Below are 17358 nucleotides of genomic sequence, written 5' to 3' on the forward strand. Positions count from 1 at the left end.
GTACCCCGTCGTATGTCGTACGTCGTCGAGCCGAGGGAGCGCCGGATGCGCACGGACGGCACCGCACCCGGACAGCCGACGCCGGAGGGCCAGGACACGAGGGAACTGCTGCGCCGGTCCGCATGGGACGTGCTGGACGTCGCCGAGGGCATCCGCGCGGTGTCCGCGCGCACCGGCGCCCTCCTGTCCGCACCGGCCCTCGGCGTCTTCGCGCGCCACCGCCCCCGGACCGCGCTCGCCGCCCGGTGGGCACTGCTGCGGGCCCTGACGCACGGACAGGGCCTGAGTGGCCCGGCGCGCACGGTGCCCCTGGGCATGGGGCACCTGCTCGGCGCGGCCGGGGAGGCACTGGGCCGGGAGAGCCTGGCCGCGCTGACCGCCGTCACCGCCCTGCGCCTCAGGATCGCCGCCGTCCTCGTCGACCACCCCGAGCTGGCCCGCGATCCGGGCATGCGCCGGCTGACGGCGGCCGTCGCCGCCCACCGCGACCCGGACGCCGTACGCGCCCTGCGCGCCCTCTTCCGCGACCAGGGGGCCCGGCGCGCCCTGGCCGGTCTCGCCCCCCTGATGCCCGAACTCCACGAACTGCGCGCCCTGTTGGGTGAGGAGGCGGGGAACGGCCGGACCGGCGCCTCTCCGGCGGCCGGTCCCGGGCCGTCCGCCGGGCCCCCGCCCGTCACCGACGCGTCCCGTCGCGCGGGCGAGGGCGCCGCCGAGGCCGTCGACCTCACCGAGCAGGAGAGACAGGTCGTCGCGACGGAAGGGTCCCTCCTCGGCTATCTGCGCAACATCGAGGTCGTCTCCGCCGACGGACGGATCCTCGTGCAGAACGTGCGCGGCCCCGACGGCGTCGTCCGCTATGTCGTCCAGGCCCCCGGCAGGGCGCCCGGCCGTCCCCGCGACGACTCCCCGCAGGACGTCGCCGGCACCCGGCGTGGCCCGGCCCCCACCGGCTCGCCGTACACCCGCTCCCTGCTGCCGGCCCTGCGGGACTACGGCATCCCGCAGGGCGCCGACCTCGCGCTCATCGGGCACGGCGAGGGCGGGACCGCGCTGCTGGACCTCGCGCGGGACCCGGAGTTCTGCCGCGCCTACCGGGTCACGCACGTCGTCGCCGTCGGCTCCCCGCTCGGCGACGACAAGCCCGCCGACCCGCGCACCTGGCTCGCCGGCGTCAGCAACCAGCACGACATCCTGGCCGTCCCCGACGGCCACGGCACCGGCGGCCCGTTCGCCCCGCACCCGCACCGGTACGAGGTCGTCTACCCGGGCCCCACCCGCGAGTTCCCGCACGTCCACCTGCTCCGCTCGTACATCGAGCATCTGCGCACGGTCGTCCCCGAGGCCCGCGAGGTCGTCGACGAGGCGCTCACGCCGTACCGGGGTCCCATCGTGCGCACGCAGGCCTACCGGCTCAGGAACCGTGTCCACCCGCCCGAGGGGCACCCCTTCCTCACCGTGCCCACCAGCTCCGTGCCCACCGCGGCCGGCCCGGTCGACGTGCCGGTGCGCTACTACGACTCCTCCGCCGCCCACCTGTGCTACGCCGTGGACGCGGTCGCGGCCCGCGGACTGCTGCCCGACGTCCCCTGGATGACCCCGAGCCGGCTGGGCCGGCGGGCCCTCGCGGTGCTGTCGCTCTACGAGCACCGCTGCTCCACCATCGGCCCGTACACCGAGGTCGCCCTGTCCGTCGCCGTGCACGACCTGTGGCGGCCCCACCGCCACGACGTCGCCGCCGACCTGCTGCGCCGCACCGACCTGCGCCGCACCGGCCGGTACGTCGTCTCGCTCGCCGTCACCAGCGACGAGGCGCGGGTGGTGGCCCAGGAGATCTGGGGCCAGCCCGCGATGCGGATGACCGCCGACTCCGATCTGACGGGCCGGAGGATCGCCGTGCGCTCACCGGACCTCGGGCTCACCGTCGAGGCCCGTCTCGGACCGGGCGTCCGCGGCCCCGAGGCGGACTGGGTCCTCTACGGCCGCCGGGGCGAGAGCACCGTACGCACCCTGGTCCGCACCCACGGCAGACCGCGCCTGCACCCGGGCACCGGGGTCCGGCTGCGGCTGCACACCGCGGCGGCCGAACCCCTGGCCGGTGCCCTGCGCCGGCTCGGAGTCCAGGCGGCCCGCCCGCTGTTCGTGCTGACCTGCCCCTCGCTCATGGTCCACCGCAGCGCGGGCGCCCTCCTGCCGCGCTGAAGTCCCGCACGAACCCAGCCCCTTGGGAGCCGCCATGGTCACCGAGTCCCCCCGCGCCACCGTCCCCCCGGCCGGTGAACTCCTCACGCACGTCGAGTCGTTGCGGGCCGACGCCGACCTGATGGACGGATACGCCCGGCGGCTCCTCGCCACCGCGGCCACCCTGGGCGGCTGCCCCGCGGCCCCCGACGGGAGCCGCCCCGCCCTGGAGCGGCAGGCCACCGCCTGCACCAGGGCGGCACGGCACCTGCGTTCCGCCGCCGAGACACTGCTCGCCCACGCCCGCGCCGGAGACTGACACCGCCCCGTCCGCCGCAGCCCGCCTCGGCGCACCCCGCGCCGCCCATCCGCCGCCCGGGTCAGGGCTTGCGGGCCACCCCCACGTACACCGGCTGCTCGTGCGCGACCCGCATCCCCGGCTCGGCCCGCCAGTCCGTGGCCGGGACGACGCCCGGCGCGCACAGCTCCAGGCCGTCGAAGAACCGGACCACCTCGGCGTGCGAGCGCGCCCGGACCGCGGTGCCCCCGGAGCGGTAGACGGCGGCGATCCGCTCCCACACCTCCGGGTCGAACTCGGCGCTGACGTGGGAGAGCACCAGATGGCTGCCGGAGGGCAGCGGGTCCAGCAGGGTCCGGACGATGCCGTACGGGTCCTGCTCGTCGGTGACGAACGGCAGCAGCGCGATCAGCGACAGGCCGACGGGCCGGGTGAGGTCCAGGTGCTCGCGGGCGTACTCCACGATCCGCTCCGGTTCCCGGACGTCGGCGTGCACATAGGCGGTGCGGCCCTCGGGCCTGCCCTGCAGCAGCGCCTCGGCGTGGCGCAGCACGATCGGGTCGTTGTCCGCGTACACCACCCGGGCGCTCGGGGTGACGGCCTGCACGACCTGGTGCAGGTTCGGCTCGGTGGGGATCCCGGTGCCCACGTCCAGGAACTGGGCGACGCCCTGGCCGGCGACGAAGCGGGCGGCGCGGTGCATGAACTCGCGGTTGGCCCACGCCGTGTCCTTGGCGCCGGGGAAGAGGGTCAGCACCCGGCTCGCGGCGTCGGCGTCGACCGGGTAGTGGTCCTTGCCGTCCAGATACCAGTCGTACATACGGGCGGAGTGCGGCTTGCCGGTGTCGATGCGTTCCGGGCTGAATCCGGTGTCTGTCACGTCGGCTCTCCGTGGATGGTCGTCGGGGGGTGGCGCTGCGGGACTGTCAGTCGGTCCGTCGTTCCTCGCGGTCCGGTTCCGGCGTCGGCGCCGGTTCCGGTGTGTCTGCTCCGCGGCAGCGGGAGGCCGTCGCGGTGTCGTGCCGGTGCCAGACGGCGTCGATCACGCGGCCGTCGGGCAGGGTGTGCCGGCGCGGTCCCCGGTCCGGGGCGAAACCGGCGCGGGCCAGGGCCGTCCGGCTCGCGGTGTTCTCCGGCTCGGCGCCGGCCCGGACCGTCATCAGCCCGGCGTGCGTGTGCCCGAGCACCGCACCCGCGCCGAACAGCTCCGTGCCCAGCCCCCGGCCGCGGCAGTCCGGCGCCAGCCAGCCGCCCGTCTCGCCCGACCGGGGATCCAGCTCGAGGGCTCCGGCGTAGCGCAGATCCCGCCGGCGCACACAGACCAGGAGCATCGGCCCGTCGGGCTCGGGCACATACGGCTCGGCCAGCTCCGGCGGTGGCGTCCGGCGGCCGTCACCACCGGCCGGCGGCCACTCCAGCAGGGCGCGCCGGACGCCCGGGTCGGGCAGGACCTGGTCCGCGCGGGTACCGAGCCACCGCTGCGCCTCCGCGTCGGCGCACGCGGCGAGCGCCGCGGCCACGTCGAGGCGGGTCCGCGGCGTGAACAGCAGCAGCCGCTCGGTGGCCAGGACATGCCGGCCCGGCTCGCACCGCCCGGGCACCGGGAGCCCGGGCGTGGGGCGTTCGGACCCGGTGCGGCCGCGGCGGATGAGCGACCAGACCATGAAACCCCCCGGCGGAACGGCCCGCGCGGCGGACACCGGGCCCGTAAGGGACGGGTGGCCTGCCGCCGACGGATGCGGACGCCCCGCATCGGCGGTGAATCTACCGGGGAGCGGGGCCGGTTGTCGTACCGGCTTACCGGGCCGCCGCGGATCGGGGCCGGGCCGCCGGCGGCCCCCGGCCGACAGCGTGTCAGCCCGCCTGTTCCTGCGGCCCGGGCTTGGGACGGGTGCGGGTCCAGGACGGGTCGGCGGCCGGGGCGGGCGCCGGGGCGGTGAGGTGGGCGCGAAGCCTGTGGTGCATGGGGGTCCTTCGGACGAGTGGGGGACGGTCCGGGGTGGTGGTCGGTGGGGGGCGACCGGTCAGGGGCGGCCGGAGGGCAGTTCCGCCCGGACGACATGGGCGGGCCGGCCCGGTACGGGTGTCACGCCCCAGTCGAGGCTCAGCGCGTCGACCAGGAACAGCCCGCGCCCGTGCGGGTCCTCGGGCCCGGGGCGGCGGACCGCCGGGAGCCCGCGGCCCCCGTCCTGGTCCTCGACCTCGATGCGTATGCGGTCCGTCAGGTCGTGCAGCCGGCACACGACGCGCTCACCGGCCGCGTGCACGAGGGCGTTCGTGACCAACTCGGAGGCGACCAGGACCACATCGTCCCGGCAGTACTCCGGCACGCCCCAGGCGGTCAGCAGGTCGGCCACGATCCGGCGGGCCGTGCCCACGGCCGCCGGCAGGGCCGGCAGGTCGAAGGCGGCGGCGGAGCCGGGGAGCGGGACCCCGGAGGCGATCCGGTCGGCGCCGCCGGGCCCCGGGAGCCGGCCGAGTCGCTCGCCCGAGGGTGGTCCGAAGGCGCCCGCCCGATCGGCCGGCCGGTGCGGCTGCCCGGCCTGCGCGACGGCGTCCGGGACGGCGCGCGGGGCGAGTTGCGGGACGGGGTGCGGGGCGGGGCGCGGGCGGTCGGTGCCGGTCGCGGCCGTGGAGGTACGGCCACCGCCGTCCGCGGCCGGACGTTCGAACCGGCTGTCCTGCGCGGCCCGGCGGGAGGGTTCGCCCTCGTCCGGGACCCGGTGCGGGCGCGCCACCGCGGGCAGGCGCACCCCGCCGTGTTCCGGCGGCGGGCGATCCGGTCTGCGGTCCTCGGGCGGGCGGGGGAGCGGTCGGGGGAGGGAGGGCGGAGCCATCGCCGTACGCCTTTCGTCCGGCCTCGGGTGGGGGGTGTCGCCGTCGGGTCGGCCGGCCGCTCGCGCAGCAGACGACACGCCTCCCCCGGGGGCCGTGATGCGGCCCGATCTCCCCAACCCGGCCGCGCCGCCTGCTCCTTGGGTCGGCCGGAGCAGTGAGTCCACTGTGGCATCAGCCGACAACCACCCGCAACCAGCAAGTTGAAATTTGCAAGTGACCGCGTGCATGCGGCTTCCGGTCGAACGTGATCGAATGGGCCGGGCGAAGCGATCGTGTGCGACGGTGTCCCTGAGACCTGGCGAGGGGGTGGGGCATGACCGCGGAGACCGACTGGGGCGGCGCCCCCTCCGTGCTGCGGATGATCCTCGGCCGGCAGCTGGAGGAACTGCGCGGCAGGGCCGGTCTCAGCTACGCCGAGGCGGGCGCGGCCATCGGGGTCAGCCACTCCACGATCCGCCGCATGGAGGCCGCCAAGGTCGCCCGGCTGCGGCTCGCGGACGCCGAGAAACTGCTCCAGGTCTACGGCGTCACCGACCGGGAGGAGATCGACACCTTCGTGCAGTCGGTGCGCGAGGCCAACAAGCGCGGCTGGTGGCACACCTACCGCGATGTGATGCCCGACTGGTTCGCCGCCTATCTCAGCCTGGAACAGGCGGCGTCGCAGATCCGCGCGTACGAGAGCCAGTTCGTGCACGGCCTGCTGCAGACCGAGGACTACGCGCGCGCCCTGCTGGACGCCACCGATCCGCACGCCCGCGCCGGCGCCACCGAACGCCGGGTCGCCCTGCGCGTGCGCCGGCAGGAACTGCTGGGCCGGGAGAGGCCGCCGCGGCTGTGGGTGGTGATGGACGAGACGGTGCTGCGCCGGCCGGTGGGCGGCCCCGGGGTGATGCGCGCGCAGATCGACCGCCTCGTGGAACTCGGCCGGCTGCCCCACATCACCGTGCAGATCATGCCGTTCGCCAACGGCCCGCACCCGGCGATGCGGGCGGGGGCGTTCCACCTCTTCCGGTTCCGGGCCCCCGAACTGCCCGACATCGTGTACCTCAGCGGCCTGGTCGGCGCCGTGTACCTGGACAAGGGCGACGACGTCGTGGTGTACCGCGAGGCCCTGGACCGGCTGGGCGCACAGGCCGCGGCCGCCCGGAAGACCGAGACCCTGCTCGGCGCGATCCGCAAGGAACTGTGAGGTGCGCCCGCCGCGCCCCGCTCGCGCCGGGCCCCGACCGCACCCGACCCTGAACCCGACCCGAAATCCGACCCGAAGTCGGACCCGAATGCGACCTGAAGGGGAGACACGGCGTTGCCCGACAACGGATGGCCGGCCGACCGGATCGACACGGAGAACGCCCACTCGGCCCGTATCTACGACTACATACTCGGCGGCAAGGACTACTACCCCGCGGACAAGGAGGCGGGCGACGCCATGTCCCGGGAGTGGCCCGCGCTCCCGGTGCACATGCGCGCCAACCGCGACTGGATGAACCGGGCGGTGCGCTGGCTCGCCGAGGAGGCGGGCATGCGCCAGTTCCTCGACATCGGCACCGGCATCCCGACCTCGCCCAACCTGCACGAGATCGCCCAGGCCGTGGCCCCCGGGTCCCGGGTGGTGTACGTCGACAACGACCCGATCGTGCTCACCCTCTCCCAGGGCCTGCTCGCCAGCGCGCCCGAGGGCCGCACCTCCTACATCGAGGCCGACTTCCGCGACCCGGCGGCCATCCTGCACGCCCCAGAGCTGCGCGAGACGCTGGATCTGGGCAGACCGGTCGCGCTCACGGTGATCGCCATCGTCCACTTCATGCTCGACGAGGACGACGCGGTCGGCGTCGTACGCCGGCTGCTGGAGCCGCTGCCCTCGGGCAGCCACCTGGCCATGTCCATCGGCACCGCCGAGTTCGCGCCCGAGGAAGTGGGCCGTGTGGCCCGCGAGTACGCGGCCCGCGACATGCCGATGCGGCTGCGCACCCTGGGCGAGGCCCACGAGTTCTTCGAGGGCCTCGAACTGGTCGGGCCGGGCATCGTCCAGGTGCACAAGTGGCACCCCGACGGCACCGGCGAGAAGGGCATTCGCGACGAGGACATCGCGATGTACGGTGCGGTCGCCCGCAAGCCCTGACCGCCCCGCGGACCGGGGTCCGGCGCGTGTCCGGGACCCCGGCCCCGGAGCGACGGAACCGGTGAATTGGCCGGATGAGCGCGCTGCGGGTCCGGAATCCGACGCAACCATTGCGGAGGTGCCGCGTGCCGCAGATTCACCGCCGGGGAGCGGAACCGGGCTCGCGGAAACGCGGTCTTAAGGTCCGCCGAAGGCCGGGATGAGCCCGGTCGCGAACAATCCGGGGGAATCAGAACTATGTCCGTCCGCACCCGCAAGACCCTGATCACCGCGCTGGCCCTCACCGGCGGCCTCACCCTGGCCGCCGTGACGCCCGCCCTCGCCGGCACCGCCGCGAGCCACACCCCGCGCACCGCCGCCGTCGCCCAGGGCGACCCGCGCAACGTCACCCAGCACGTGGCCGACTTCTACGGCGCCTACGTCGACGCCGTCTGGGCCACCGACGACAAGTCCGCGGGTGACGCGGCCAAGGCGCTTCGTGCCTTCTACCTCTCCGCCGCGGCCCAGAAGAAGGTCGCCGCCTTCGAGAAGAAGGAGCACGCCGACGGCATCCTCTTCGCGCAGAACGTGCCGGTGAAGTGGAGCGTGGCCTACACCGGCTCCGGCGCGGGCCACGCCACCAGCAGGGTCACCCTCACCTGGAGCGGCGGCAAGCACCCTGAGGTCAGCCGGATCGACGTCCAGTCCGACCTGAAGACCCTGAAGATCACCGACCTCAAGCCGGTGCGCTGACGGGGCGTGCGGCCCCGCCCCGCCCCACTCGGGGCGGGGCCCGCGTCCGCCGCGCCGGTCAGCCCAGACCGCGCGGCACGTACGGCCGGGGCAGCGGCAGCCCCCGGTCGGCCATGAGCCGCCGCACGTGATTCGGATAGTCCGTGATGACGCCGTCGACGCCCAGGTCCATGAGTGCCTCCACGGTCGCCGGGTCGTCACACGTCCAGGGCACCACCCTCAGTCCGCGCGCGTGCGCCTCGGCGACCATCGCCGCGTCGGAGTAGAAGCGGAATCCGGGGTCGCCGACCTTCCCGGTCTGCGGGAAGCCGTAGTTGGGGGAGAGGGTCGTGACGCCGGGCAGGGTCGCGGCGGCCCTGACGAAGTCCCCGCCGTAGTCGTCCGCGTCGATCCCGCCCAGCCACGGTGACGCGCCGGGCCGGCCGACCTCCAGGAAGTCGTAGTTCGTCAGCGCCACCAGCGGCCACGCGGGCGCGAGACGGTGCATCACCTTCAGCGCGCCCCAGTCGAAGGACTCGATGGTGACCTGCCGTTCGATGCCGGAGCGGTGGATCTCCTCGTACACCCGGCGCACGAACACCTCGCGGGGCGCGGTCTGTTCGGGCGAGCCCGCCTCCACCTTGGTCTCGATGTTCAGGTTCACACCCCAGGCGTGGTAGCTCTTCACCAGGTTCAGGACGTCCTTCAGCTGCGCCATGCGGAAGCCCTTGACGACCTCCTGCTCGGGGAAGCCGGGCAGTTGCCGGTACCCGCAGTCCAACGTCTTGATCTGGGCCAGCGTCAGGTCCTTGATGTACTTGCCGACGTACGGGTACATCGGGTCGCCCGGGGTGGCCGGTGCGGTGTCTTGGCACTTGACGCCGCTGATCTGCCGGTCGTGGTTGACGACGACCTTCAGGTCCTTGGTGATCTGTGTGTCCAGCTCCAGTGTGGACACCCCGAGCCGCATGGCCTTGCCGAAGCCCGCCGGCGACTCCTCGGTGGTCATGCCGAGACCGCCGCGGTGCGCCTGGAGGTCGAAGCGGGCCCGGTGGTGCTGCGCGGGGCCCGGCGGGTGGTCCGTGGCCGCCCGCGCCGCGGCCGGGAACGCGAGCGCCGGCACCAGGACCAGGCCGGCGAGCAGGTGTCGTAAGGATCGCAAGGACATCGGGAACCTTCCGGTCGGGGCCGCGCAGATTCTCGCAACGGTCCCGCCGGGCCGGCCACCTGCCGGGCCGAACTCAGGCGCAAGGGAAGGTGAACTCGGGTGCGGCGCGCGGTCAGGACCGGCCGGAACCCTGCCGCAGGGCGTCGCGGCCGTGGTGGTGACGGTGGCGGTCGACGGCCGTGCGGTGCACCGCGATCAGCGCGGCGTCGTCGTCGAGCCGGCCGCCGACGTGGGCGAGCAGATCGCGCCGCACATGGTGCATCAGCGCCTCGGGGCTCTCGTCGGTCCAGCGCGCCACCCGCTCGGCGAGCGGATAGAACCGGCCGCGGGCGTCCCGGGCCTCCACCACCCCGTCGGTGTACAGCAGCAGCGTGTCACCGGGCTCGAACGAGACGACGTCCAGCGTGTGCTCGGAGTCCGCGTGCACCCCGAGCGGGGGTGACGGATGCAGGCTCGGGACCGACACGGCGTGGCCGGGGCTGAGCAGCAGCGGCGGTGGATGCCCGCAGCTGGTCATCCGGGTCACCGACTCGCGGTCCGGGATCTCCATCAGCAGGGCCGTGGCGAACCGCTCGCCCGCCTCCTCCGGAGGTTCCAGTTCGGCCGCGTACCGGGTGACGCTCTGCTCCAGCGTGACGGCCAGGTCCGGCAGCGGGATGCGCCGGTGCGCGCTCTCCCGGAAGCCCCCGAGCAGCAGGGCCGCCTCGCCGATGGCGGACAGGCCCTTGCCGCGCACGTCGCCGATGAGCACGCGGACGCCGTTCTCGCACCGGGTCGCCGCGTACAGGTCGCCGCCGATCTGTGCCTCGTCCTCGGCGGCCAGGTAGAGCGAGGCGATGCGCAGCGGACCGATGAACTCGGGCAGCGGCCACATCAGCACGTGCTGCGCCGCCTCGGCGACCGAGCGGACCTGGGCCAGCTGCGCCTGCCGGCGCTCGCGCAGCGCGCTGTAGAGGACGACGAGCACCGACAGCACCGCGAGGGTGATGATCTGCACGATGTGGTTCAGGGTGCCCAGCCCGCCGTGGGTGACGCCGATGAGGACCTGCGCGGCGATGGCGAGCGCCCCGACGAACGCCGTGGTCCGGGGTCCCGCGAAGGACGGCGTGAGCGCGGGCGCGATCACCAGGGCCGGCCCGAGATGGACGTTGTACGGCGCCTGCATGTCCACCACCGTGATCACCACGATGAGCATGACCGGGAGCAGCAGCAGCGCGTGCGCGGACTGCCAGGGCTGTCGCGCGCCCGTGGCCCTGAGCAGGGGACTCATGCCTACCAGCGTGCTCCCGGGGCGGGCGCGACGCACGTCACACGGGAAGAAAGGGAATCGGGCATTCCGGACGTGCCTTCGGTTCTCGAATATCGGATGCTGATCATTTTGCCTTCATTCAAATGATCGGATAGCTTCGTCGCGCCTTCATTGCTAGGTATGACGTCCTCAGGGCCTAAGAAACGAAGGCAGCTCTATAGGTGCTGTGTGCAACGTTCAACCGATATCGCAGCATTTAACGTCCTGTGTCATGACACAGACGGCGATGCGGCCGCGGGCCGACGACACGGCATCCGGTGACGGAGTACGGGGCAAGGGCCTCGGCGGCAATTCCATCGGGCTCCTCGGCAGCGCGGTCATCGGCGTCTCCACGGTGGCCCCCGTCTACTGCCTGACCTCCACGCTCGGCTCCACCGCGGGTGAGGTCGGCCTCCACATGCCGGCGGTGTTCCTCGCCGGGTTCCTGCCGATGCTGCTGGTCGCCTTCGCCTACCGGGAGCTGAACAAGGCCGTCCCCGACTGCGGGACGTCCTTCACCTGGACCGTCAAGGCGTTCGGCCCGCACGTCGGCTGGATGTGCGGCTGGGGCCTGGTCATCGCCACCGTGATCGTGCTGTCCAACCTCGCCGGCGTCGCCACGTCCTACTTCTGGCTGCTGGCCGGCGAGATCACCGGCAGCGGCGCGATCCGGGACCTCGACGGCGACAAGGCGGTCCACATCCTGACCTGTCTGGCGCTGATCGCGGCCGCCACCGCGATCAGCTACCGCGGCATGACGACGACGAAGGGCGTGCAGTACGCGCTGGTGGGACTCCAGCTCGTGGTGCTCGCCCTCTTCGTCGCCCTGGCCCTGCACAAGGCCCGCACCGGCGCCTTCCCCGGCCACGCCGACTTCTCCTGGTCCTGGCTGAACCCCTTCGCGGTGAGGTCCTTCGCCTCCTTCAGCGCCGGACTCTCCCTGTCGATCTTCATGTACTGGGGCTGGGACACCTGTCTGACGGCCAACGAGGAGACCGTCGGCAGCGAGAAGACACCCGGCCGGGCCGCGCTCATCGCCATGGTCGTGCTCGTCGGCTCCTACCTCACCACCGCCGTGGCCGCCCAGATGGCCGTCGGCTCCGGCACCCACGGCCTGGGCCTCGCCGACCCGGACACCTCCGACAACGTCTTCGCCGCCCTCGCCGGCCCCGTGATGGGCCACGCCCTCGGCATCCTGCTCTTCGTCGCCGTCCTCGCCTCGGCCGCCGCCAGCCTGCAGACCACGTTCATCCCGGTCGCCCGTACGGTCCTCGCCATGTCCACGTACGAGGCCCTGCCCGCCTCCTACGCCCGCGTCCACGAGCGCTTCCGTACCCCGGGCCGGGCCACCGTCACCGCGGGCGTCGCCACCGGCGTCTTCTACGCCGTCATGTCCCTGCTCAGCGAGCACGTCCTCGTCGACACCATCTACGCCCTCGGCCTGATGATCTGCTTCTACTACGCGCTCACCGCGTTCTCCTGCGCCTGGTACTTCCGCCGCGACCTCACCCGCTCCCCGCGCGACGCCGTATTCAAGGGCCTCTTCCCGGTCCTCGGCGGCCTGCTGCTCACCGCCGTGTTCGGCAAGACCCTCTACGACATGTGGAACCCGGCCTACGGCAGCGGCTCCGCCGTCCTCGGCGTCGGCTCCGTCTTCGTCATCGGGGTCGGACTGCTGCTCGTCGGCGTGCTGATCATGCTGCTGATGCGGCGCCGCAGCCCCGCGTTCTTCCGCGGCGAGACCCTCACCGCGGGCACCCCGGCGCTGGTCGTGGAGGACTGAGTCCAGGCCGCAGCACGCCCATCCGCCGGGCGGCGCGTCGTGTCGGTGCGGGCGCGCCGGGTACCCGTACCTCCCCCGGGGCCGCTCCGGTCGTCCGGGGGTGCACGGTGCCGTGAATGGAGAGGTCATGACGCACAAAGGGGAGGACACCGCGCCCGCCCGGCGGCCCGACGTCACCGAGCTCCGCGTCGCGACGAACGGACAGGGCCGGCCGGGAGCGCCCGTACCGGAGCCGGATCTGCCGCACGATCGCAGCCAGGCGATCCTGGAGGCGGCCAAGCAGATCGGCGCACTCCTCAAACGCGCCGGCCACTCCTTCGCGCTCGCCGGAAGCGTGGCCGTCTACGCCCACGGCGGCAGCCGCTACCTGCAGCACGACGCCGACTTCTGCGTCCTGCCCGACGACGCGGAGGCGGTGGCCGCCACGCTGACCGAGGCCGGTCTGCCCGTGCGGACCCCGCCCGAGGACTGGCTGCTGAAGACCACCTGCCACGGGCAGAACGTCGACATCATCTTCGCGCTCGCGCACCAGCCCGTCGGCAAGGACCTGCTCGACCGGGCCCACGTGCTGCCGGTCGACTCGGTGCTCATGCCCGTGCTCGCCCCGACCGACCTGATCCGCAGCCTGCTCAGCGCCTTCTCGGAGCACTACTGCGACTTCGGAGCGGTCCTGCCGGTGGCCCGCGCGGTACGCGAGAAGGTCGACTGGGACGAGGTGCGGGCCGGCTGCGGCGACCAGCCCATGCCGGCCGCCTTCCTCTTCCTCCTCGAACGGCTGAACGTGATCGACCCCCAGGAAGGGCAGCCATGACCGACGCAAGCCTGCCGCCGCCCGCGACGGAGAACCTGGACTACCGCGTCGCCCACCTGGCCGACCGGCTGGCCGCCGGCCCCCTCGGGGAACTCGGCGTACGGCTGGAGCTGCGCGGCGACTCCGTCCTGCTCACCGGCACGGTGCCGTCCACCCAGTGCCGGGACGAGATCCTCGACCTGGCCCGCGAGGCCCTGGAGGGACATCCGGTCCACTGCGACCTGATGGTCCCCGGGACCTCCTCGCCCGACCACGGGGAGGACCTGACATGATCCGCGTCGCGGCCGTCGGGGACATCCACATGGGCCCCGAGAGCCAGGGCACCCTGCGCCCCTCCTTCGAGACGCTGCCCGACTGCGCCGACGTCCTGCTGCTCGCCGGCGACCTCACCCGGCACGGCACACCGGAGGAGGCCACGATCGTCGCCCGGGAGATCAAGGACCTCGGTGTCCCGGTCGTCGCCGTCCTGGGCAACCACGACCACCACGACGAGCGGCCCGAGGAGGTCACCGCGATCCTCCGGGACGCGGGCGCGCACGTCCTGGAGGGGCAGGCCGCCGTCGTCACCTCGGACGGCTCCACCATCGGCGTGGCCGGGGCCAAGGGCTTCGGCGGCGGCTTCGTCGGACGCTGCGCCGGGGAGTTCGGCGAACCGCTGATGAAGGAGTTCGTCCGCTACACCCGCCGGTGCGCCGACGGTCTCCATGACGCGCTGAAGGAACTGGACGAGTGGAACTGTGACGTGCGGATCGCGCTGACCCACTTCTCGCCGGTGCCGGACACGCTGGCCGGGGAGCCGCCGGAGATCTACCCGTTCCTCGGCAGCTACCTGCTCGCCGAGGCGATCGACACCGGCGGCGCCGACCTCGCCGTGCACGGCCACGCCCACGCGGGCACCGAGCACGGCATGACCAGCGGAGGGGTCCGCGTCCGCAACGTCGCCCAGCCGGTCATCGGCCAGGCGTTCCACGTGTACAACCTGCCGGACCACACGCCGTAGGCGCCGGCCCGAGCTTGCCGGGCAGGTCTGCGCCGCGTCCGTTCGAACCGCCGGTGTCCCGGAAGGCGCGCCGCGGTCCAGGTCCGTCAGGCCGCCGTGCCCAGGGCCTCCCGGCCGGTGAGGTCGCCGTCCTTCGGGGTCACGGACACCCGCGTCGGCAGACCGCGTCGGCGCACCAGCAGGCCCGCGCCGATCGACCCGGCGATCAGCAGACCGCCGGCGACCAGGGCACCGCGTGCCCCGGCCCACTGCATGAGCAGGCCCAGCAGCGGCGGCCCGCCGAGGCTCCACACCGTGCCGACGCTGCTCCACACACCGAGCACCCGGCCGCGCAGATGCGGGGGCGGGTCGGTCTGCAGCACGGCCGTACCGGCGGTGTCGGAGACGGACTCCACCATGGCCATCGGCAGCACCAGCACCAGCAGCACCGCGATCGACGGGGACAGCCCCGCCACCGCCTGGAGCAGCGCGCCGCCCGCCGCGAGCAGTCCCACGGTCCGCACGGACGGCTTGCGCAGCCGGGCCCCGAGGACCGCGCCCAGGATGCCGCCGACGGCGAGGACGGTGGAGACGGTGCCGAACGCCCCCGCCCCGCCCGCGAGCGGCCCGGTGACGAGGACGGCCAGGGTGAGGCCGTAGTTGCGGCCGAAGACGGAGCTGATGCCGGTGATGCCCGCGAGCGCCACCAGGCGCGGGCGGCGGACGAAGAAGCGCAGTCCCTCCCGCACGGTCATCTCCGTGGGCGCCGGGGCGGCCGGCTCGCTCGCCGCCGGCCGCGCGGCGGCCCCCTGGACCGGCCGCAGGAACGGCACGACCGACGCCACGAACAGGAACGACAGGCCGTTGGCGGCGTAGGCGGACGCGGTGCCGAGGAAACCCACGGCCACGCCGGCCAGGGCGGTGCCGGCCAGCCGGCCGGCGCTGTGCACCAGCGCGCCCACGCCGATCGCGGACGGCACGTCCTCCACGGGCACGAGATCGTTGCCGAGCAGTGCGCACGCCGGCCCGTCGACGGTGGCGATGATGCCGGTCACGGCGGCCAGCACCAGCAGGCTCGTCATGTCGATGCGGTCCAGCGCCACCAGCAGGGCCGTGGTGAAGGCGACCGCGCCGAGCAGGGCCTGGCTCACCGCGACCGTCAGCTTCCTGGGCCAGCGGTCCACGGCAGCGCCGCCCAGCAGGCTCACGAACAGCGCGGGCGCCGCCTGCACGGACATGGACAGGCCGGTCGCCGCCGCCGAGCCCGTGATCTGCAGCACGAGCAGGTTCTGCACCGTGAGCTGCATCCAGGTGCCGGCGTTGGAGACCAGGTTCGCGGCCGACCACCAGCGCATACCGCGGTGGCGCAGGGACCGCCACGGCGAACGCGAGGCAGGGGTGGCGGGCGCGGACGTGGGCAGGGCAGAAGCAGAGGACACGCGGAGAACACCAGGGGGCTCGGGAGAGACCGGCGGATCCCGTCGGTCCGGCTGCGCTGCTCGGCCGGGCCGCCTGGTCTGGGCTTGCGACCAGAGTGGCAGACGGGCCCGGCGAAGCGTCGTCCCCGGGCGCGGCTGCCGGGTCGCATCCCCTCCAACTCAACCGCTGCGCCGACCCGTTGGACCCTGAGTGTGCTTGCTCACAGCCCCCGAAATCCCGTTCGCCGAGAGCCGTTCGCCCAGCACCGTCACCGGCTGCGCGGAGGGCGGCATCCGGTGACGGCGACGGAGCAGAAGCCGTGCCATACGTCACGCCGAGCACACACGGCCGACGACACCCGTGCCCCGGTCCCGCCCCGGGGCGATCGGCCGCCGCTTCCCCCGCACCGGCGGCCGCTGGCGAGGTGCGCCGGTCGGGCGGCTCTGGCGAGGCTCGTCGACCGGTCTCTGCTCCCGCCAGGCGCCCCAGCCGGACGGCCCCCGGCGAGGCACGTCGGTCGGACGGCCCCCGCCAGGCACCCCGGCCGGACAGGCGCCGGCCAGGCGCGTCGTCGGTCTCTCCCCCCGGGGTGTGGCTAGTACACCCGTGTCAGGAGCTCCAGCACCTCGTCCTCCCGCGGTAGCCGGGGTGCGTTCTTCGTCACCGCGTCGGCGACCGCGCCCGCCGCGACGGCGGGGAGCAGGGTGCGCGTCGCGCCCAGGTCCCGCAGGGGCCGCTTGATGTCGAGCGCCCCGGCGAGTTCTCGTACCGCCGCCACGGCGGCCCCCGCCCAGTCCCCGCCGGCCGGCGCGGCCACGCACATCGCCCGCGCCGCCCGCTCGTACGCCCCCTGTGCCGCGGGAGCGCTGAACTCCATGACGTCCTCCAGGACCGCGGCGAGGGCCACGCCGTGCGGGGTGCCGGTGTGCGCGGTGAGCGCGTGGCCGATGCCGTGGACGAGGCCGAGCCCGGAGAGGGTCAGGGCCTGGCCGGCCAGGTGCGCTCCCAGCATCAGCTCGGCCCGCGCGTCGAGGTCCGTCCCGTCCCGGTGCGCGACCGGCAGGGCGCGGCTGATCATGCCGACGGCCTGGGTGGCGTACGCCACGGAGAAGGCGTTCGCGCCGCGCGAGGCCAGGGACTCGATGCCGTGCACCAGGGCGTCGATGCCGGTCGCCGCGGTCGCCGCCGGGGGCAGGCCGAGGGTCAGCTCGGGGTCGAGCAGGGCGGCGCGGGGCTTCACGGACGGGTGGCCGAGGTACAGCTTGCGGCAGGCCGCCGTGTCCTCGATGACGCCGAAGCCGTTGGTCTCCGCTCCGGTCCCGGAGGTCGTCGGCACGGCGATGAGCGGGAGTCCGTCGGCCGCCTCCCAGAGCCGGTCGGCGTCGGCGGCGACCGCGTCCGGGTTGCCGGCCAGCAGGGAGATTCCCTTGGCGGCGTCCAGCACCGAGCCGCCGCCGAGCGCGACGACGGCGGCCGGGCCGAAGGCGCGGCCCCGGGCGGCGCCCGCGTCGACGTTCCCGGTGGACGGGTTGGGCGCCACCTCGTCGTACACGGTGTGCTCCACGCCCGCCGCGCCGAGGATCTTCAGGACGCGCTCGGCGACTCCGGCCGCGCGCAGCCCCCGGTCGGTGACGACGAACGCGCGGGAGTGACCCGTGTCCGCGATCAGGCCGGGGAGCAGATCGATGCGGCCGGGGCCGAACTCGACCCGCAGGACGGTGTCGAGGCTCACGGGTGCGAGGCTGTCGGTCATGGTGTGCGGC

At 74.1% G+C, this 17358-nt stretch carries 16 protein-coding genes; 9 read left to right on the forward strand and 7 right to left on the reverse strand.

Going from position 1 to position 17358, the window contains the following annotated elements; genetic code table 11:
• Nucleotides 1-45 precede the first annotated feature (45 nt).
• Nucleotides 46-2202: an acetoacetate decarboxylase family protein gene (locus AB0N17_RS28795; protein ID WP_366014438.1), complete on the forward strand. Its 2157-nt coding sequence runs from the start codon at nucleotides 46-48 to the stop codon at nucleotides 2200-2202.
• A 34-nt stretch (nucleotides 2203-2236) separates the two neighbouring features.
• Nucleotides 2237-2500 (forward strand): hypothetical protein, encoded by a 264-nt coding sequence (locus AB0N17_RS28800; protein ID WP_366014439.1) that lies wholly within the window; start codon nucleotides 2237-2239, stop codon nucleotides 2498-2500.
• Between the two features lie 61 nt (nucleotides 2501-2561).
• On the opposite strand, the gene AB0N17_RS28805 is transcribed toward AB0N17_RS28800, so the two are convergent.
• The 3 genes from AB0N17_RS28805 to AB0N17_RS28815 form a co-directional block, all read right to left on the reverse strand.
• Nucleotides 2562-3359, reverse strand: coding sequence for an SAM-dependent methyltransferase (locus AB0N17_RS28805; RefSeq protein WP_366014440.1), 798 nt, complete (start codon nucleotides 3357-3359; stop codon nucleotides 2562-2564).
• 46 nt (nucleotides 3360-3405) lie between these two features.
• A complete protein-coding gene (locus AB0N17_RS28810) occupies nucleotides 3406-4143 on the reverse strand; it encodes a GNAT family protein (RefSeq protein WP_366014442.1) in 738 nt (245 codons plus the stop codon).
• A gap of 360 nt (nucleotides 4144-4503) precedes the next feature.
• Nucleotides 4504-5316: an ATP-binding protein gene (locus tag AB0N17_RS28815; RefSeq protein ID WP_366014443.1), complete on the reverse strand. Its 813-nt coding sequence runs from the start codon at nucleotides 5314-5316 to the stop codon at nucleotides 4504-4506.
• A 314-nt stretch (nucleotides 5317-5630) separates the two neighbouring features.
• On the opposite strand from AB0N17_RS28815, the gene AB0N17_RS28820 reads away from it, so the two are divergent.
• The 3 genes from AB0N17_RS28820 (at nucleotide 5631) to AB0N17_RS28830 (ending at nucleotide 8168) form a co-directional block, all read left to right on the forward strand.
• Entirely contained in the window at nucleotides 5631-6506 is an 876-nt protein-coding gene (locus AB0N17_RS28820; protein WP_366014444.1) for a helix-turn-helix transcriptional regulator, read from the forward strand.
• 114 nt (nucleotides 6507-6620) lie between these two features.
• Nucleotides 6621-7436, forward strand: a complete 816-nt coding sequence (locus tag AB0N17_RS28825; protein WP_366014445.1) for an SAM-dependent methyltransferase — start codon at nucleotides 6621-6623, stop codon at nucleotides 7434-7436.
• Between the two features lie 237 nt (nucleotides 7437-7673).
• Nucleotides 7674-8168 carry a hypothetical protein gene (locus AB0N17_RS28830; RefSeq protein ID WP_366014446.1) on the forward strand — a complete coding sequence of 165 codons (495 nt, stop codon included), beginning with the start codon at nucleotides 7674-7676 and terminating at the stop codon, nucleotides 8166-8168.
• Nucleotides 8169-8226: 58 nt separating this feature from the next.
• Here AB0N17_RS28830 and AB0N17_RS28835 read toward each other — a convergent pair whose 3' ends face one another.
• Nucleotides 8227-9315, reverse strand: a complete 1089-nt coding sequence (locus tag AB0N17_RS28835; RefSeq protein ID WP_366014447.1) for a glycerophosphodiester phosphodiesterase family protein — start codon at nucleotides 9313-9315, stop codon at nucleotides 8227-8229.
• 112 nt (nucleotides 9316-9427) lie between these two features.
• The gene (locus AB0N17_RS28840) at nucleotides 9428-10585 is read right to left on the reverse strand and encodes a PP2C family protein-serine/threonine phosphatase (RefSeq protein WP_366014448.1); all 1158 of its coding nucleotides are present in this window, start codon (nucleotides 10583-10585) and stop codon (nucleotides 9428-9430) included.
• Nucleotides 10586-10835: 250 nt separating this feature from the next.
• Between AB0N17_RS28840 and AB0N17_RS28845 the strand changes: the two genes are divergently transcribed.
• The 4 genes from AB0N17_RS28845 (at nucleotide 10836) to AB0N17_RS28860 (ending at nucleotide 14197) form a co-directional block, all read left to right on the forward strand.
• Nucleotides 10836-12386, forward strand: a complete 1551-nt coding sequence (locus AB0N17_RS28845) for an APC family permease (protein WP_366014449.1) — start codon at nucleotides 10836-10838, stop codon at nucleotides 12384-12386.
• Between the two features lie 127 nt (nucleotides 12387-12513).
• Complete coding sequence (locus AB0N17_RS28850) at nucleotides 12514-13197, forward strand: hypothetical protein (protein WP_366014450.1); 684 nt, start codon at nucleotides 12514-12516, stop codon at nucleotides 13195-13197.
• Complete coding sequence (locus AB0N17_RS28855; protein ID WP_366014451.1) at nucleotides 13194-13469, forward strand: BON domain-containing protein; 276 nt, start codon at nucleotides 13194-13196, stop codon at nucleotides 13467-13469. Before AB0N17_RS28850 ends, AB0N17_RS28855 begins: the two co-directional genes overlap by 4 nt.
• Nucleotides 13466-14197: a metallophosphoesterase gene (locus AB0N17_RS28860; protein ID WP_366014452.1), complete on the forward strand. Its 732-nt coding sequence runs from the start codon at nucleotides 13466-13468 to the stop codon at nucleotides 14195-14197. The genes AB0N17_RS28855 and AB0N17_RS28860 overlap by 4 nt, the downstream gene beginning before the upstream one ends.
• 86 nt (nucleotides 14198-14283) lie before the next feature.
• On the opposite strand, the gene AB0N17_RS28865 is transcribed toward AB0N17_RS28860, so the two are convergent.
• Both AB0N17_RS28865 and AB0N17_RS28870 read right to left on the reverse strand, forming a co-directional pair.
• Nucleotides 14284-15615, reverse strand: a complete 1332-nt coding sequence (locus AB0N17_RS28865; protein WP_366014453.1) for an MFS transporter — start codon at nucleotides 15613-15615, stop codon at nucleotides 14284-14286.
• A 575-nt stretch (nucleotides 15616-16190) separates the two neighbouring features.
• A complete protein-coding gene (locus tag AB0N17_RS28870) occupies nucleotides 16191-17348 on the reverse strand; it encodes an iron-containing alcohol dehydrogenase (protein ID WP_366014454.1) in 1158 nt (385 codons plus the stop codon).
• Nucleotides 17349-17358 lie beyond the last annotated feature (10 nt).

Origin of the sequence: Streptomyces sp. NPDC051133 (assembly GCF_040682635.1) — a bacterium.
GTDB lineage: Bacteria > Actinomycetota > Actinomycetes > Streptomycetales > Streptomycetaceae > Streptomyces.

Coding starts and splice junctions, on each gene's coding strand:
- AB0N17_RS28795 (WP_366014438.1), top strand. CDS start 46: ATGCGCACGGACGGCACCGCACCCGGACAGCCGACGCCGGAGGGCCAG.
- AB0N17_RS28800 (WP_366014439.1), top strand. CDS start 2,237: ATGGTCACCGAGTCCCCCCGCGCCACCGTCCCCCCGGCCGGTGAACTC.
- AB0N17_RS28810 (WP_366014442.1), bottom strand. CDS start 4,143: ATGGTCTGGTCGCTCATCCGCCGCGGCCGCACCGGGTCCGAACGCCCC.
- AB0N17_RS28815 (WP_366014443.1), bottom strand. CDS start 5,316: ATGGCTCCGCCCTCCCTCCCCCGACCGCTCCCCCGCCCGCCCGAGGAC.
- AB0N17_RS28820 (WP_366014444.1), top strand. CDS start 5,631: ATGACCGCGGAGACCGACTGGGGCGGCGCCCCCTCCGTGCTGCGGATG.
- AB0N17_RS28830 (WP_366014446.1), top strand. CDS start 7,674: ATGTCCGTCCGCACCCGCAAGACCCTGATCACCGCGCTGGCCCTCACC.
- AB0N17_RS28835 (WP_366014447.1), bottom strand. CDS start 9,315: ATGTCCTTGCGATCCTTACGACACCTGCTCGCCGGCCTGGTCCTGGTG.
- AB0N17_RS28840 (WP_366014448.1), bottom strand. CDS start 10,585: ATGAGTCCCCTGCTCAGGGCCACGGGCGCGCGACAGCCCTGGCAGTCC.
- AB0N17_RS28845 (WP_366014449.1), top strand. CDS start 10,836: ATGACACAGACGGCGATGCGGCCGCGGGCCGACGACACGGCATCCGGT.
- AB0N17_RS28850 (WP_366014450.1), top strand. CDS start 12,514: ATGACGCACAAAGGGGAGGACACCGCGCCCGCCCGGCGGCCCGACGTC.
- AB0N17_RS28855 (WP_366014451.1), top strand. CDS start 13,194: ATGACCGACGCAAGCCTGCCGCCGCCCGCGACGGAGAACCTGGACTAC.
- AB0N17_RS28860 (WP_366014452.1), top strand. CDS start 13,466: ATGATCCGCGTCGCGGCCGTCGGGGACATCCACATGGGCCCCGAGAGC.
- AB0N17_RS28870 (WP_366014454.1), bottom strand. CDS start 17,348: ATGACCGACAGCCTCGCACCCGTGAGCCTCGACACCGTCCTGCGGGTC.